At 34.4% G+C, this 16,431-nt stretch carries 17 protein-coding genes; 5 read left to right on the top strand and 12 right to left on the bottom strand.

Features of this window, described 5'->3' with window-relative positions; translation table 11 throughout:
- Window positions 1-219: 219 nt before the first annotated feature.
- Together DMB71_RS12615 and gcvT are read right to left on the bottom strand one after the other, a co-directional pair.
- On the bottom strand, window positions 220-2,256 hold the full coding sequence (locus tag DMB71_RS12615) for a S41 family peptidase (RefSeq protein WP_111366610.1): 2,037 nt from the start codon (window positions 2,254-2,256) through the stop codon (window positions 220-222).
- A 201-nt stretch (window positions 2,257-2,457) separates the two neighbouring features.
- The gene (gcvT, locus tag DMB71_RS12610; RefSeq protein WP_111366608.1) at window positions 2,458-3,540 is read right to left on the bottom strand and encodes a glycine cleavage system aminomethyltransferase GcvT; all 1,083 of its coding nucleotides are present in this window, start codon (window positions 3,538-3,540) and stop codon (window positions 2,458-2,460) included.
- Window positions 3,541-3,795: 255 nt separating this feature from the next.
- Here gcvT and DMB71_RS12605 point away from each other — a divergent pair, with 255 nt between their 5' ends.
- The 3 genes from DMB71_RS12605 (at window position 3,796) to DMB71_RS12595 (ending at window position 6,037) form a co-directional block, all read left to right on the top strand.
- A complete protein-coding gene (locus DMB71_RS12605; protein WP_111366606.1) occupies window positions 3,796-4,641 on the top strand; it encodes an NAD(P)H-hydrate dehydratase in 846 nt (281 codons plus the stop codon).
- 243 nt (window positions 4,642-4,884) lie between these two features.
- Window positions 4,885-5,664: a HipA family kinase gene (locus DMB71_RS12600; RefSeq protein ID WP_111366604.1), complete on the top strand. Its 780-nt coding sequence runs from the start codon at window positions 4,885-4,887 to the stop codon at window positions 5,662-5,664.
- Window positions 5,654-6,037: a DUF3037 domain-containing protein gene (locus tag DMB71_RS12595; RefSeq protein ID WP_111366602.1), complete on the top strand. Its 384-nt coding sequence runs from the start codon at window positions 5,654-5,656 to the stop codon at window positions 6,035-6,037. The genes DMB71_RS12600 and DMB71_RS12595 overlap by 11 nt, the downstream gene beginning before the upstream one ends.
- 390 nt (window positions 6,038-6,427) lie before the next feature.
- Here DMB71_RS12595 and DMB71_RS12590 read toward each other — a convergent pair whose 3' ends face one another.
- Window positions 6,428-7,546 (bottom strand): pectate lyase family protein, encoded by a 1,119-nt coding sequence (locus DMB71_RS12590; RefSeq protein ID WP_111366600.1) that lies wholly within the window; start codon window positions 7,544-7,546, stop codon window positions 6,428-6,430.
- Window positions 7,547-7,791: 245 nt separating this feature from the next.
- On the opposite strand from DMB71_RS12590, the gene DMB71_RS12585 reads away from it, so the two are divergent.
- Window positions 7,792-8,364 carry a Crp/Fnr family transcriptional regulator gene (locus DMB71_RS12585; protein ID WP_111366598.1) on the top strand — a complete coding sequence of 191 codons (573 nt, stop codon included), beginning with the start codon at window positions 7,792-7,794 and terminating at the stop codon, window positions 8,362-8,364.
- Window positions 8,365-8,690: 326 nt separating this feature from the next.
- Here DMB71_RS12585 and DMB71_RS12580 read toward each other — a convergent pair whose 3' ends face one another.
- The 3 genes from DMB71_RS12580 to DMB71_RS12570 form a co-directional block, all read right to left on the bottom strand.
- Complete coding sequence (locus tag DMB71_RS12580) at window positions 8,691-9,239, bottom strand: HutD family protein (RefSeq protein WP_111366596.1); 549 nt, start codon at window positions 9,237-9,239, stop codon at window positions 8,691-8,693.
- Window positions 9,240-9,246: 7 nt separating this feature from the next.
- Window positions 9,247-9,753: a GNAT family N-acetyltransferase gene (locus DMB71_RS12575; protein ID WP_111366594.1), complete on the bottom strand. Its 507-nt coding sequence runs from the start codon at window positions 9,751-9,753 to the stop codon at window positions 9,247-9,249.
- A gap of 249 nt (window positions 9,754-10,002) precedes the next feature.
- Window positions 10,003-10,311: a hypothetical protein gene (locus DMB71_RS12570; RefSeq protein ID WP_111366592.1), complete on the bottom strand. Its 309-nt coding sequence runs from the start codon at window positions 10,309-10,311 to the stop codon at window positions 10,003-10,005.
- 163 nt (window positions 10,312-10,474) lie between these two features.
- On the opposite strand from DMB71_RS12570, the gene DMB71_RS12565 reads away from it, so the two are divergent.
- Complete coding sequence (locus DMB71_RS12565) at window positions 10,475-10,867, top strand: helix-turn-helix domain-containing protein (protein WP_111366590.1); 393 nt, start codon at window positions 10,475-10,477, stop codon at window positions 10,865-10,867.
- A gap of 119 nt (window positions 10,868-10,986) precedes the next feature.
- Here DMB71_RS12565 and DMB71_RS12560 read toward each other — a convergent pair whose 3' ends face one another.
- From DMB71_RS12560 to DMB71_RS12535, 6 genes are all read right to left on the bottom strand, one after another.
- Window positions 10,987-11,388 carry a hypothetical protein gene (locus tag DMB71_RS12560; protein ID WP_111366588.1) on the bottom strand — a complete coding sequence of 134 codons (402 nt, stop codon included), beginning with the start codon at window positions 11,386-11,388 and terminating at the stop codon, window positions 10,987-10,989.
- Window positions 11,389-11,485: 97 nt separating this feature from the next.
- Complete coding sequence (locus DMB71_RS12555) at window positions 11,486-11,695, bottom strand: DUF5677 domain-containing protein (protein ID WP_111366586.1); 210 nt, start codon at window positions 11,693-11,695, stop codon at window positions 11,486-11,488.
- Between the two features lie 153 nt (window positions 11,696-11,848).
- Window positions 11,849-12,673 (bottom strand): hypothetical protein, encoded by an 825-nt coding sequence (locus DMB71_RS12550; RefSeq protein ID WP_111366584.1) that lies wholly within the window; start codon window positions 12,671-12,673, stop codon window positions 11,849-11,851.
- Window positions 12,663-13,868: a hypothetical protein gene (locus DMB71_RS12545; RefSeq protein WP_162614821.1), complete on the bottom strand. Its 1,206-nt coding sequence runs from the start codon at window positions 13,866-13,868 to the stop codon at window positions 12,663-12,665. Before DMB71_RS12545 ends, DMB71_RS12550 begins: the two co-directional genes overlap by 11 nt.
- Before the next feature lie 202 nt (window positions 13,869-14,070).
- Window positions 14,071-15,360 carry a threonine synthase gene (thrC, locus tag DMB71_RS12540; RefSeq protein WP_111366580.1) on the bottom strand — a complete coding sequence of 430 codons (1,290 nt, stop codon included), beginning with the start codon at window positions 15,358-15,360 and terminating at the stop codon, window positions 14,071-14,073.
- A gap of 103 nt (window positions 15,361-15,463) precedes the next feature.
- The gene (locus DMB71_RS12535; RefSeq protein WP_111366578.1) at window positions 15,464-16,384 is read right to left on the bottom strand and encodes a homoserine kinase; all 921 of its coding nucleotides are present in this window, start codon (window positions 16,382-16,384) and stop codon (window positions 15,464-15,466) included.
- Window positions 16,385-16,431 lie beyond the last annotated feature (47 nt).

The raw sequence follows: 16,431 nt of genomic DNA, 5'->3' as shown, positions 1-16,431 counted from the left end.
AATGGCTTACGCTGATTTTAACCGCAAAGTTCGCTAGGATTTACGCAAAGAGCACAAGGATTTTTTTTAAGACTTTAATATCTAGTTTTATAAAAGTTCACAAATCTAAATTTTAAACAAATCCAAATTACAAAAAGAGCGAAGCGATTTTTAAAATCTAAAATCTAAAATCTAAAATCTAAAATCTAAAATCTAAAATCTAAAATCTAAAATCTAAAATCACTTGGCTCCTCCGTTAAATTCATTAATAATATTAACGGCTTCATTTAGATACGGATTAGTTTTAAGATTATCCATTTGATATTGATTAATCGTTTTGTCATTTGGATAGGCTCCAAGAAGAAACTGATTGACACTCGAATTGTATACATCAAGCGGATTATTTTCGTCATTAAACGTATTGATCTCTGTCCAAAGTGCATTTAATGTTTTCTTCTGATTGAAAACCGCATCTAATGTCAGCGGAATTTCAGCTTTTGGAGCATTCACAATCTGATCTATTTTAAGATTGATCTTTTTTATATTGTCAAAAAAGTAATTGTCTGATAATCTCGCCGAGCTGTTTTTAGCAATTTTGTCTATCAGATTTCGCTTCACATATGTTTTGTATTTTAAGAAAGGCTCAATACTGTCATTTTTTATAGCCGTCGGAAAATCACTTTCTTTTTGGTAAATATCTTCATAAAACTCAGGAAGCACAACATCTGGTCTTACTCCGATATATTGATGGCTTTTGCCCGTAATTCTGTAAAATTTATTGATAGTTATCTTTAAGAAATCAGTATTTTTTTCTTCTTCAAGCGGAAGAATAGTCTGCATGGTTGCTTTTCCTAACGTAGTGCTTCCTAACAAAAGCGCACGATTGTAATCTTGCATAATAGAAGCAAAAAATTCACTTGCCGAAGCCGTATTGCTGTTAACCAAAACTACGATTGGACCTCTATAAATTACACCTTTAAAAGGATCATTAATTACAGATTTCTCTTTTTTACTGTCAATTACAATAGAAAGCGGACCATAATCTACAAACATTCCAGCCAATTTTATGGCTTCTTCCATAGAACCGCCACCGTTGTCTATAAGATCAATTACAAGGCCTTTTATGCTGTCTCTTTGCAGTTTTATAACCTCACGCGCAACGTCGTCGGCACAACCTTTTCTGCTGCTGCCGTCAAGATCTGCATAGAAACTCGGAATTTTTATGTAGCCAATTTTGCTGTCTTTGCCAATGATAAAACTGAAAACGGAATTTTCTTCATCTTTCATCATTTGTTTTTCAATGTAAACATCAAAACTTTTACCCGAATTGCGTTTTAAGGTTAACGTAATATGTTTGTTGCTTTCAGATAAAATCATAGACGATATAGACTCTAACGAAGCGCAAGAAACCTGAAGCGTTTCTTTCTGATTGGAAATAGAAATAATCTGATCGCCTTTTTTTACTTGTCCAGTCTGATATGCGGGTCCGTTTGGATCTACCTCATCAATAATGATTTCGTTTTTCTCATTGAGGTTTACCGTCATTCCAAGCGATAAATGTTCTTTTGATAAAGAAGCAACAAAGCTAGTTTTAGAATCATCGCTAAAGTAAGCCGTATGAGGATCAAAATACGTGCAGAAAAAATTATAGAGTTTTTCTTCCTGTTTGGTATTTGATTCTATTAATGTGCTGAAACGACATATTTCATTCGAAACGATTTGATTTTTAGAAGCTTGTTCGATCGATTTAAAATTCGTTTTTATAGAATCTAAATTTTCACTCATTTCAGCAATATCATCTAGAATCTGATAGCGCAGTTTTTTTATCCAAACCTTTTCTATGTCTTCTTTCTTTAAATAAAAAGCAAAAGATTTTTTATAAAAACGAATTGTATCTTTCTTAGTATAATCTATCGGGATTGTCTGGATTTTTTCTAAAACTTTTTTGGTGCGTAAAAGACCATTTACATATTTGGCTTTTATATCAGTAAGAAAACTGCAATCGTTCTTTAGAATTAGATCATCTAAGTTATAACGATATTTCTGAGCCAATTCATCATATTCGCTCTTAAAAAATATATTGCGAGAAGGGTCAAGTTCGTTAATTAAGTTGTCAAAAACGAACACAGATAAGCTATCATCAACTGGTTTTGGTCTTAGGTGTTCTGCTTGAATAAGCGCATTTATTTTGTTTAATATTTCACAAGTTTCTGCGCTGTTCTGACCAAAAGATATAGTTGATGTCAGCAAAAAAAGGAGTAGTGAAATCTTTTTCATAAATGGAAATTCATGGTTTATGATTAAAGTTACACTAATTTTTTTACAAATTGTAGTATTTTTAGCAAAATATCGACAACGAAAAGCATTTAACCGTTAAACGAATACACAGCAGATAAATTAACCTGAATCTGCTTATTTTAAAGCAAAAAAAATGCGTTACAACCGTAACGCATTCTTTAATTTTATAAAGTTCAAAACTTATTTCTTGTAAAATGGTAATTTAACCACTTTTGCAGGAACATCATTCTTTCTGATTCTAATAAAAATATCGCTGTCAACCGCACTGTTTGCAACTGTTACATATCCTAAACCAATTCCTTTATTCATAGAAGGAGACATAGTTCCAGAAGTTACAATTCCGATTACCGATCCAGAACCATCAACAATCTCGTAATCATGTCTTGGCACAGCGCGCTCTTGCATTTCAAAAGCAATTAATTTTCTGGTAACACCCGCTTCTTTTTGTTTTTTAAGAGCTTCAGAATTAGTAAAATCTTTAGTAAATTTAGTAATCCATCCTAAACCAGCTTCAAGAGGAGAGGTAGTATCATTAATATCATTTCCGTAAAGGCAGAATCCCATTTCTAAACGTAAAGTATCACGAGCTGCAAGACCAATTGGTTTAATTCCGAAAGCAGCTCCAGCTTCAAAAACTTTGTTCCAGATAGCCTCAGCATCTGCATTTTTGCAATAGATCTCAAAACCTCCAGAACCAGTATAACCAGTAGCAGAAATAATAACATCGTTGAATCCTGCAAAATCAGCTACTTCAAAATGATAATAAACAATAGCAGACAAATCAACAGAAGTCAAAGACTGCATAGCTTCAACAGCTTTTGGACCTTGAATTGCCAATAAAGAATATTCGTCAGAAAGGTTCTTCATTTCAACTCCCAAATCATTATGAGATGAAATCCAGTTCCAGTCTTTTTCAATATTAGAAGCATTTACAACCAGTAAATACTCTTCTTCTTTCATTTTATAAATAATCAAATCGTCAACAATTCCGCCTTCATTATTCGGAAGACATGAATATTGTGCTCTTCCAATTGTCAAAGTAGATGCATCGTTTGAAGTCACTTTCTGAATCAAAGCCAAAGCATTTGGACCTGTCAATAAAAATTCACCCATGTGAGAAACGTCAAAAACGCCCACACCATTACGAACCGTTTCGTGTTCAGCATTAACCCCTTCATAAGTGATAGGCATATTATAACCAGCAAAAGGAAGCATTTTCGCTCCTAAACCTTCATGTATGTGCGTAAGCGCAGTATTTTTCATTGTGTTGTTTTATAAAATTGTTTTGCAAATCTATTCAAAAAATATCAAATTAAAAGACCTTAAATTATAAATTTCGCAATAATTTGGAGCTATTTCCTGCTATACGCTATATTCCCGATAAACAAAACTACGGCTAAAGAGCCTTGTTTTTCTAAATCGGGAGATGCCGCTGCTATCAGGGCTAGGGCTAACAGTTTCATTAGAAGAATCATGATTTCGATTTTTTATGTAATTTTATTGTATAAAAGCGTCTAGATGAAATCACCGTATTTAATTAATAAAGAAGAAATTCAGAAATTATACAAACCTGTAAATCCTCAAACTCACAAAGGAACACAAGGTCATGCAGTGATTATTGCGGGAAGTTACGGCAAAATAGGAGCGGCGGTTTTAGCTTCAAAATCCTGTCTTAAAACAGGTTGCGGACTCGTAACGACTTTTATACCCAAATGCGGTTATCAAATACTTCAAATCTCCATTCCCGAAGTAATGACAGTAACCGACGAAAATACAAATTTCATTACCAATATTCATTTGCCACTAATTCCGCAAGCAGTTGGAATTGGGCCAGGAATAGGAAAGGAGCTTGGAACACAAAAAGCTTTATTTGAATTTTTGAGAGTTAACAAAGCGCCTTTAGTTCTAGATGCAGATGCTTTAAACATTATTTCAGAAAACATTTCGTGGTTAGAATTGGTTCCCGAAGACACGATTCTAACACCTCATCCAAAAGAATTAGAACGTTTGATTGGAAAGTGGAATTCGGAAGCCGAGAAATTCCAGAAAACAATTGCTTTTTCAGAAAAATACAAAGTGATTGTGGTCATGAAAGGCGCGCCAACCTACATTATCAACAGAAGTTCAGTCTACGAAAACACAAGCGGAAACGCTGCACTAGCAACCGCAGGAAGTGGCGACGTTTTAACTGGAATCTTCACAAGTCTTTTAGCACAAGGATACGAACCCAAATATGCTTCCAAAATGGGTGTCTACCTCCACGGATTAACAGCCGATTTAGCTTTGCCAAAAACTGGTTATGAATCTTTTACAGCTTCTACGATTATTAAGTATTTAGGGAAAGCTTTTTTGAGTTTAGTTTAACCGCAAAGAGCGCTAAGGTTTACGTAAGGTTCGCAAAACTTTTTTAATCTCGCAAAGACGCAAAATCGCAAAGAATATAAAAACTTTGCGACTTTGCGAGCAAAAATTTTCCATCATGTAAAAACAATCCTCGCGAACTTTGCGTAAACCTCCGCGAACTTTGCGTTACAAAAAAGTTCATAAGAAGAAAAAATCTAAAATCTACACTCTACAATCTAAAATCAAAAATTGTAAGTTTGTAATATGAAAAACTTCGATCTTAGAACAGTAAATGTCATGCGTTATATAACGCCGCTGCGCGAAGGCGGTTCTTTACCCGCTTTAGCAGAAGCCGATGACGACTTTAAATACGTATTAAAATTTAGAGGAGCCGGTCACGGCGTAAAAGCTCTAATAGCCGAATTAGTTGGCGGGCAAATTGCAAAAGCCTTAAAACTGCAATTGCCAGAATTAGTATTCGCAAACCTGGACGAAGCTTTCGGAAGAACCGAAGCCGATGAAGAAATTCAAGATTTACTGCAAGGAAGCCAAGGATTAAATCTAGCACTTCACTTTTTGTCAGGAGCCATTACTTTTGATCCTGCTGTAACAACTGTCGATGCTAAATTGGCTTCGCAAATTGTTTGGCTAGACGCTTATATCACAAACGTAGATCGAACTTTCAAAAATACCAATATGCTGATTTGGCATAAAGAATTATGGCTGATCGATCATGGCGCTTGTTTGTACTTTCATCATTCTTGGCACAACTGGGAACAGCATGCTAAAAGTCCATTTGCATTAATAAAAGATCACGTTTTGTTACCTCAAGCTTCAATGTTAAAAGAAGTTGATGCCGAATTTAAAGCGATTTTAACACCCGAAATTTTAGAAGAAATCGTGAATACCATTCCGTTAGACTGGTTGCAGTGGGAAGATGCGGACGAAACACCAGAAGGATTGCGAAACGTTTATTTGCAGTTTTTAAAAACAAGATTAGAGAATTCAGAAATATTTGTAAATCAGGCGCAAAATGCAAGATAGTCACTTATACGAATATGCTGTGATTCGTGTTGTACCAAGGGTAGAACGCGAAGAATTCCTGAATATCGGAATCATTTTGTTTTGCAAAAAAGCCAAATTTATAAAGGTTCTATTTCATTTAAATAAAGAAAAAATACAAGCCCTTTCTAATGATTTCGACATCGAACAATTAGAATGTAATTTAACCTCTTTAGTAAAAATCGCAAACGGAGCGAAAGACGGAGGACCAATTGCTGAATTTGAGATTCCAGAGCGTTTTAGATGGCTAACGGCTATTAGAAGTTCTGCAATTCAAACTTCAAGACCTCATCCTGGGTTGAGTCAGGATTTGGAAAAAACCATTCAGCGTTTGTTTGAGGAGTTGGTTCTTTAAAAAGGGGCAAAGTTACATAGGAACAAAGCGACAAAGGTTTTTCTGTAGAGACGCACTGCAGTGCATCTATTTGTTTGCCACAGATTAAATGGATTAAAATGATTTTTGTTTCTCAATCTGGTCATTTCGACGAAGGAGAAATCTCCACAAGTAACTCCGCAGTGATAATCCAAATCTTTGTAGAGCTTCTAGCAGAGATTTCTCCTTCGTCGAAATGACAAACTGGATGGAAACTTTATCTAATACTTTGCGGCTCTGCGACTTTGCGAGATTAAAAAAAACTTAGTGTCTTCGCGTCCTCTTGGCAAGAAAATAAAACCACGAACTGCATTGAAACGCAATCCGTGGTTTAAAAACTAGAAAATAACTTATTTTTAAATATGATTCCTTTTAGAAAGAACCACAAACATTACCTCCCAAAGTAGGTCCTGCATTTGCAGAAATATCAGCTTTAACAGCAGTATTAGCTAATTTCACGATAGAATAGGGCGGAGTAAAAGCCGTTCCGCTTCCAGCTTGAGTTCCCGTTACACTTGTAAATACATTGCTTGTAGAAGTAACGGCTGTAAAACCAGTCATTAATTCAATCGGATTTTTTACGCCTTCAAAAACATTGCTTTCTACGCGAATATTTGCTTCAAATCCTGCAGCAATACACTTATTGCTTACGGTACTGTTAAAGAAACTGTTTACAATATGCACTTGTCCGAAACGAACTCTTGGCATTCTTTCTCTACAACCTGGAGCCCACCAGCATCTTGCAAAAGTGATTCTCAATTTTCCGCGATCAGCAGTTGCGCCATCGCTTGAACCAATTAAATTTGAATATCTATGATCATCTGATCCTCCAGAACCGCCCGCTTTTGGAGGTTTTAGGTAATGGAATTTAGTGTACGTAACCGAAATATAATCTGATTTGTTTTTGATGTCGAAGTTTCCGTCAACACCATCTCTAAATTCGCAGTGATCTATCCAAACATTTGTACATTCGTCTAGAACAGCATTATCCCATCCGTCAGTATCGTAAGCGCCTGGCCCTTCAAAAATCAAGTTTCTGATGATGATGTTTTTACATCTTTTGATGTTGAAAATTCCAGAACCATCTTTAGTTTGGTCAGTAGAAACTAATTTAGCGCCGCTTGTACCATAAATCGTTTTTCCAGTCTGATCCTGAAATGACAATCTTGCGGTAATAGTAATGGTTCCAGAAACCCTGATCACTTTTACAGCCGTGTTTTCTACAGCCGATTTCAGTTGAGCGTAAGTGGTAACTGTGGTTTCGGCAGAAGAACCTCCACCAGTTGTACCTCCGTTTTGTGAAGCCCATCCTGGAACCTCGGCGCAGTTTCCGATTTTAGCAGTCGGATTGGTTGCAGAAGCATCAATCGCTGTTTCGTTTGTTGGTTGAATTCTTGCTTCTGTGCTTGAAGCAACTTCTTCAGAGTTACATGCCGTAAATCCGAAAATCAATGCTGCAGCGAACATTGAAAATGTTGATTTTAAGTTCATAATTAAAGTTTGGTTATATAATAAGTTAACAACGCAAAACTCAATATTATTTGTAGGAAAAAAGTTGAACAAGTTCAAACTTTCGTAAAAAAATCTATGAAATATGTTTTTTTAACACTTCTAAATTTACAAAAATGCATTTTATGTTTATTTTTACGTAATCGATTACATTAATTTAAGCCCCTAATTAATAATGAGTTGAAAAAACAAATTTAAACCTCACAAAAAACCACAAAAACCACAACATGTACAACCTACTAAGAGCAAACATTGAGCGAAAAATTCCGCTCACAGATGAAGAATGGGATATTATTGTCTCCAAAGCAGAACTCATTAAACTGAAGAAGAATCAGTTCTTGCAAATCCAGAATTCGAACAGCTGCTATGAAGGATTTATTTTGAAAGGTTCGTTCAAAACCTACATTCTAAACGAAAACGGAACGGAAACCGTTATTTTCTTCTCCTTTGAAAACGAATGGATCTGTGATCTGGAAAGTTTCTACCATCAAAAGCCAACCACTTACAATATTAAAGCCATAGAAGACAGCGAAATAGTAGTTATCAGTAAAATGCAAAAAGCGTATCTGTTTGCTATGATTCCAAAACTCATTAAATTTCATGTACTGATGATAGAACGCGCTAATGTCGCCATTCAGCAAAGACTTTTGGATGTTCTGCATAAAACCTCAAAACAGCGCTATTTGGATTTTAAAGAACGTTATCCGCAAAAGGTAAGTTCTATAAACAATAAGAATTTGTCTTCGTATTTGGGCGTTTCTCACGAATTTCTTTCGAAGATTAAGAGAACGGTTTCTTAGTTTTGAGGTTCAAAGGTGCAGAGATGCAAAGGGTCAAAGGTTTTCTGTAAAAGACGTACTGCAGTGCGCCTCACGTTTTATGAAAATCTCGCAAAGACGCAAAGACGCAAAGTTTTAGATAAAGTTTCCATACAGTTTGTCATTTCGACGAAGGAGAAATCTTCGTTAGAAGCTCTACAAAGATTGGCGAAATACTTTGCGGAGCCACTTGTGGAGATTTCTCCTTCGTCGAAATGACAAAAATGAGAATAAAACTTTGCGTCTTTGCGACTTTGCGAGATTAAAAAAAAAACTTTGCGTAACTCTTTGCGAACTTTGCGGTAAAATTAAAAATCCAATATTCCAAACAGGCAATCATTAGAAAAATGCAGCATAACATTTTCCTTTTTCTCATTTTCAATAACCAATAAATCATTGATTTCTAAATGGTATGGCTTTTTATTAATTGTAATAATTGTCGCCTCTAAAGAAAACAAAATGATTATTTCAGCATTACAATTCTGATTACTATTTGCTATTCCTAGTTTACGATGGTTTATTTTTTCAGAAACCATCCAATTAAAATCAGTGCCTTTTGTATACGAAATCACGTCATCATCAGAATTAAATTCCATGATTTCATATTTCTTATATGATTTTTTTTCTTTATTGATTTCAACATCTAAGTCGTTATTAAGTATAACTAGATATCGGTGGTAGCCTTTAAATTTGGTAAACTCTGAAGGCACTTCTTCAATTGTAGCGCTGCTTATTCTAAACCCAAAATCTCTATCGGCGTAATTTGCCGTTTTCGGATAGACCATATATTCATATGTCAATCCGCCGCTCCAAATAGAGGGTTTTGTGTCTTTTTTAAGGAAATGGCTAATATTCATTTTTTAGTTAAATCTTTTTCTCTAAGTAAATAAACTCCAACGGAACTTCAGAAACTGTAGTATGAATTTCGCTTTCAGGAAAAGCCTCACGTTTGCCAGTATCAACATAACCGTGACGTTTGTACCACGCCACAAGCTCTTCGCGAACTGAAATAACCGTCATAATAATACTTGCCAAATTCAAAGACTTTGCATGATTTTCGGCTTCAGCCAAAAGTTTTTTTCCGATTCCGCTGTTTTGAAGTTCTGGAGAAACAGTAAGCATTCCTAAGTACAATTGATGTCCTTTTTCTACTAATAAAACCGATCCAATAATCTTGTCATTTTCTGTAAATTTCAAAATCGTATTTTTTGGATCAAGAAATATTTCGGTCATTTCCTGTTCGTCGGTTCTTTTTCCTTCTAGTAAATGCGCTTCGGTTGTCCAGCCTTTTTTAGACGTTTCACCTCTGTATGCTGAGTTTATTAAGGTTGTTAATGCTGGAATATCTTCGATTGTTGCTTTTGTAATCATTGTAATACTAGGCTGTAATTTTTAAGTCTTGAATTGAAATTTTGCTTTAGCAAAAGACAAAATTGAATTGCCTCCAGCTTTAGCTGGAGGAACAAAATTAAATAAGAAAAATGGCTTTAGCCTAATCTTTTGTGTTTTTTGGCTAAAGCCTTTTAATTGTGCAAAACAAAACCTCCAGCTAAAGCAGGAGGCAATTGAGGTTTTAGAATTTTATTTGATAGCATAAGGTGTGCCGAAGTCCTGATAGTACTAGTTATGAGAAATCACTTTATACAACTCATCCAACAATTCCATTTCATCAGAAGGCAAAAGCTGTATCGCGATTTCAAGAAGAAGCATAACATCAATGGCAGTTTTAGAATCTTCATGTTGAAGCGTGTTAATACTTGTTCTTAATAGCGAAATAATGGTTTGCATTAATTCGTTGTAACAAGATATAGTCATTTTGGTTTTAAAAGAGTTTCTGTTCTTTTTACTGGGTTTTAATTGTGTAAAATAGTTAACTCTGGCTGCAAATTCTAAAAAATCGGTTATTGATAATTTACTTGATTTTGTCATGGCTTATAGTTTTAATTGATGTAAAAATCTTACTTTTGTGTAATTAGCGGCAAGTAAGCCAGAGATTTTGAGTTACAAAAATATTTATGTTTGTGTATCACAAATGGACTTAGTTTTTTACAAAAATCTATTTTTCCTTAAGAATTTTAAATATCTTTGATTCATGAGCACAGCAGTAAAACCAAAACATATCGGCAGAAATATTAGCCGAATTAGAGAACTAAAAGGCATGAAGCAGGAAGCTTTGGCAATGGCAATTGGCGTAACGCAACAAACAGTTTCTAATATTGAAGCGAGTGAAAGTGTTGAGGACGAAAAACTGAACCAAATTGCAGAAGCTCTTGAAGTAACTGTTGAAGCAATTAAAAACTTTTCGGAAGAAGCGGTTTTTAATTATTTTAATAGTTTTCATGATAATATTGTTACAACGGGCAGTATTTTTGCAACTGATTGTACTTTTAATCCTTTAGATAAAGTTGTTGAACTTTACGAACGTTTGGTGCAAGCTGAAAAAGATAAAGTGGAGTATTTGGAGAAGTTGTTGAATGGGAAATAAACGTTTTGAAGATATATTAAATTGAAAAGAGACCTTTGAGATGGTCTCTTTTTTTGTTCTATTGCTAGCGCGAGCGTCTCGCTCGTGCACGTTCCAAATGGTTTTTAATTTCTTTATGTTCACGAGCGGGGAATTGGAAAAGAAAAATTTAAAATTTTATTTCCATTTTCATCATATCCAGAAGGATAAACACCATAACGACTTTTGAATTCTTCTACCGTGGCAGGTTCTCCCATATTGCCATGAAAATCATGAGGACTTAAATTTTCGTACCATATTTTCCATTTTTCATCTTCTTGTTCCCTTTCTTCTTTTGTCATAGCATTTAATCGTTCCTGTTCTTTTCTTCTGATTAATTCACCTAGTTTATTATGAACTTGGAATAATTGTGAATCGGTCAATTTCTTGTAACACTCACGCCATTCAGTAGATGTTGGTGTTTCACCTAACATTTCGGCTAAAACTTCTAATTGTTCATCACTTAAACTCTCTGTTAATTCTTCTGGTTTAATTCGGTTCATATAATTTTAGTCATAATTGTTTAGAATCAATATTATAAACGTTTTTCTTCTGTTTTGATTGGTTCTTGAGTTTCTTTGTGTTCACGAGCGGGGGGTATTAGTTGTAGAAATACTTTTTAATTCTTTCTATAGAATCCATTAAATATTTTTGATTATTTACAAGTAATATGCTTTTAAACTCATTAGAATTTTTGGTTTCATCATCTACGTTAATTGACCAGGATGTTGGGTGTACATATTTAGAATAAAATTTATAAAAACCTAAATATTCTTCTTCTAGATTTACATTTTTAGAAAGAGTTCTCATATCAGTATGTCCGACAAGATTTATAGAATTTTCAATGGCATATGATTTTATCTCTTAAATTCTTCCATTTAAAATTTCTGTGTGTTCGTTCCTTTTGCTGGCGCGAGCGTCCCGCTCGTGCCCGTTTCAATTGTTTTTTGAATTTCTTAGTGTTCACGAGCGGGACGCTCGCGCTAGCGGGGGAAGTGTTTTTTTGTAATCTAACATATTTTGCACCACTAAATTATTTAGTTCTTTCCAACTTTCATCATTTCCAATAACAATTTTGAAACTTTCATTCATGGAGTTTCCAAAAAACTTATGTGCAACAGGGCAATCTTTTTCATTTGTATAAAAGAATAGAGCATAATCAACCGTATAAATAGCATAAGAGTTTGGACCGGAATTATATGCACTAAATATTCCTCGAGTTTTGTATTTAGGTTTAATTAGACATAAATAATAATTTGGAATATTCTGTATTTTTTTAGAATGTTCTAATAAATCACTATGTAATTCTCGCAAATTATTATTCAGAAAAACTCTAATTTCTTCTTCTATAATGGATTCAATTGAAAATGTGTCGAATAGTAAGTCTTTAGAAATTGAACATCTCCAAATAAGAGAGTATAAAAATAAATAGAACATTGAGGGATTGATATCTTCACAATGTAAGATTTCTTGATTTTGAGCATTTTCCAACTTATATTTTCTGCGAGCATTTTGTAATGAATTTACGTCCGTAAAAACTTTAGAGAAATATGTTTCGAGTTTTTCTAGTCGTTTTTCACACCAACTACAAAAAATATGATTTTCCTTTGGAATATCTTGAAGTTTAGTTTGAAACCCATCTTTTGAAACCTGAATAGTATGCCTTGGATTTGCATTTTCAAAAAGCCTTTTGCACATAAATTTAGGAATTATGTGCGAGTTGAGTTTGTCGGCAATTTGAGTTTTACAAAGCCTGCAATTTTGTATCACTTCTTTTTTATTTGTCATAATGGAATGCTATTATTTCAAGTAAAACTTTTTTATTTTCATCTTGAGGCAGTCTAAATACATAACTAAAAGAGGATTCTCCATTTTCTCCATTAGAGCTAACATAATATTCATGATTGATAACTTCGTCTTTAATTGTGCTTAGTACATTAGTAAAGTCCTTGTTCGTAACAAATAGGATTAAAGCAACTTTTGAATCTCGCCAAGTTAAATACCTATCAAATAATTGAGAAATTGCTTTTAAAAACTCTGAAACACCATGCCAAAATTTGCATTCAGCAACAAATACATTGCTGTTGTCATTAGCATATTTAAGTATAATATCTGTTTTTCCTCCACGATTAAATGTTTCTCCTGTAGCAGTCGTTCCATCGTATCTTGTTTCTAAAAACAACAAGATTTGATCTCTTAAAGCCTCTTCATCTTTATTTTGATAAGTTGAAGGTTTTTTCTCCATGCTTTTACCTACATCGTAAATTACTTTCAGAATATCAGTGTACATATTCATTGACATGGTTGGTTCGCTGGAAAATTCTTTGTTTTTGGATACTGTAGGTTGCGGAATATCTTTTTTAGTAATAGTTGGAATTGTAAAAACGGATTGAGTGTCTTTATTAATGCTAACATTTATAGCAGCAAAAAAATCATTTTCCTGTTTGAATTTATTTTTTTCATTGTGAAATGTTCGTTTCACAGCACTTTCAAAACTATCGCTTATAGATTGTACATTATTATTAATTTTCTCTAAGTTATTAAAAGCATAAGAATAAGCTTCTGACTTTACTCTATTAAACTCTCTAACATCTTGTTGGTAAATTGAAATTGAAAATGAAACTCTGTTATTTTTTACATGTATATCATAGCTGGCAGTAGTTCTCGGATTTGGTTGAACAAAAAATAATTCTTCACTTCCTGTAAATTGATAGCTTATTGTAAAGTAATATACTTCAGCATCAAAATAATATCCCCAAGGATCACTTCTTTTTTCTATTTTTTTTATAGGTTCTGAAATGGATTCAGTTTCAAGATGAATCTGTAATGGTTCAAGTCTGTATTTTTCTACTAAATATTCAATAAATTTTTCCTCATCTATTTTAAGAATATAATCTTTTCCTTTAGATAATATTTCTTCTTTTATTCTGTCAAAATGTTGTCTTGGGAAATCTAGCCAAGAAATACCTGAAAATGATTCCATTCTTTTTGAAGTTAAATTAGGATAAAAATGTTGGTAATTAAGTTTCTCAAATTTACAAATTGTTATGATTGCTAACATTTTTTTTTATAAACATGTTTCGGTTAATAACTAATATTGCTATATTCGAGACAAGCTACATATTCCTAAAAAAAAACGACTGAAATAAATCCCAGTCGTTTTGTATATGATGTTTTATAAAATGTTAACCTAAGAAACTCTTCAACTCCTCATAACTCCCAATCTTCACACTAACTTTCTCTTCATTAATAACACTCTCAATCTGGTTAGGAATAGGAAGTGTAATTCCTAAAGCTGGTTCAACCACATCTAAGAATTTAATAGGATGCGCTGTTTCTAAGAAAATACCAATAGCATTAGGGTGCTTTTCAAGTTCTTTTTTTAAACCTAAATAACCAACAGCGCCGTGCGGTTCTGCGATATAACCGTCTGTGTTGTAAATTTTCTTTAGCGCTTCAAGTGTTTCTTCATCAGTATAACTATAAGAAGAAAAGTCTTTTTCGAAAGCTTTTAAGTCGTTGTTGTACAATTCCTGAATTCTAATAAAGTTACTTGGGTTTCCAACGTCCATGGCGTTAGAAATTGTTGCTTTAGAAGGTTTCGGGTCGTATTTTCCGTTTTCTAAGAATCTTGGTACCGTGTCGTTTACGTTTGTAGAAGCAACAAAATGTTCAATTGGCAAACCTAATTTCTTAGCCATAATTCCGGCGCAGATATTCCCGAAGTTTCCGCTTGGGCAAGAGAAAACTAGAGGTTTGTTTTGGCTTTTCAACGCTTTGTAAGCAAAGAAGAAATAAAACATTTGTGGCAGCCAGCGCGCAATATTAATAGAGTTTGCAGAAGTCAGGTTTTTGTGTGCCAAAGTTTCATCTAAAAACGCTTTTTTCACCATATCCTGACAATCGTCAAAAACGCCGTCAACTTCCAGTGCTTTTATGTTTTGACCTAAAGTAGTCAATTGTTTTTCCTGAATATCGCTCACTTTTCCAGACGGATATAAAATGACAACATCAACGCCGTCAACGCCTAAAAATCCGCTTGCAACCGCTCCGCCTGTGTCTCCCGAAGTCGCTACTAAAACGGTATTTTTAGAATCTTTTTTGTCTTTATTGAAATAACCCAAACAACGCGACATAAAACGCGCTCCAACGTCTTTAAATGCCATTGTTGGTCCGTGAAATAATTCTAAGGAATAGATTCCGTTTTCGACTTTCACAACAGGGAAATCAAAAACTAAAGTTTCAGCAATGATTTCTTTTAATTTTTCTGCTGGGATTTCGTCGCCAACAAATTGTTTAATCGCTTCAAAAGCAATTTCTTCGTGGCTTAAACTTTCGATTTTATCAAAAAATGAAGGATCAAGCGGTGTAATGCTTTCTGGGAAATATAATCCTTTGTCAGTTGCTAATCCTTGTATAACAGCTTCTTGAAAAGAAACTTTTGGGGCATTATGGTTTAAACTGTAGTATTTCATTTTGTGTTTTTATTTTAAACCATATAAGTGATATAAGTTAATATAAATTCATGCGCTTTTTAATTAAATGAACTTAAATCACTTATATGGTTAGTAATATTGCTTAGAGAATTCTTACGCCATCAGGGTTGATTTTCGAGACGTGAATCTCATACGGTAAATTCATTTTTTCGTAAACGTCGCTCATGGCTTTTGCGATTTTTTCGGCGGTTTCTTTTCCTCTGCTTAAAGCGAAAATAGATGGGCCAGATCCTGAAATTCCAGAACCTAAAGCACCGTTTTCGTAAGCCGTTTGTTTGATTTGGTCGAATCCTGGAATCAAAACGCTTCGAACTGGTTCAACGATTTCGTCGTGAAGTGATCTTCCGATTAAATTGTAATCTTTGGTGTAAAGACCTGCAACCAATCCGCCTACGTTACCCCATTGCGTGATAGCGCTTTTTAGGGAAACGTTTTGTTTTAAAACCGAACGGGCGTCAGATGTTTTTAACTCAATCTGCGGATGAACAACCGTTGCGTATAATTCTTCCGGACTGTCAATTCTGATAATATCCAAAGGCGAATAACTTCTTACCAAAGTAAAAGCGCCTAAAAGGGCAGGAGCAACGTTGTCGGCGTGTGCGTTTCCGCTGGCTAATTTCTCGCCCTGCATCGCAAACTGAACTAAATCTTTACGAGAATACGGTCTTCCCAATAATTCATTGATTCCGAAAACCGCTCCGGCAGAACTCGCCGCACTGCTTCCGATTCCGCTTCCGGCTTTTATGTTTTTATAAATTTCGATTTCAAATCCGAAATCCAATTCGTCTAAAGTTTCCAACATTGCCAAAGCAGCAACTCCAGAGACGTTTTTCTCGGTTTCTAAAGGCAAATCGGCACCGACAATTTTAGTGATTCGAACTCCTTTTTGATCGACTTTTCGAACAATCATTTCATCGCCCGCATTGTCTAAGCAAAGTCCCAATACGTCAAATCCGCATGAGAGGTTGGCGATAGTTGCTGGGCAAAATAGTTTTATTTCCATTTTTTTTATAAGGTTCAAAGTGGCAAAGGCTCAGAGGTTCAGAGGTT

It is taken from the genome of Flavobacterium tistrianum, assembly GCF_003254545.1.
Taxonomy (GTDB): domain Bacteria; phylum Bacteroidota; class Bacteroidia; order Flavobacteriales; family Flavobacteriaceae; genus Flavobacterium; species Flavobacterium tistrianum.
The sequence above is the reverse complement of the archived record's forward strand: the minus strand, read 5'-3'. Positions and strand labels throughout refer to the sequence as shown.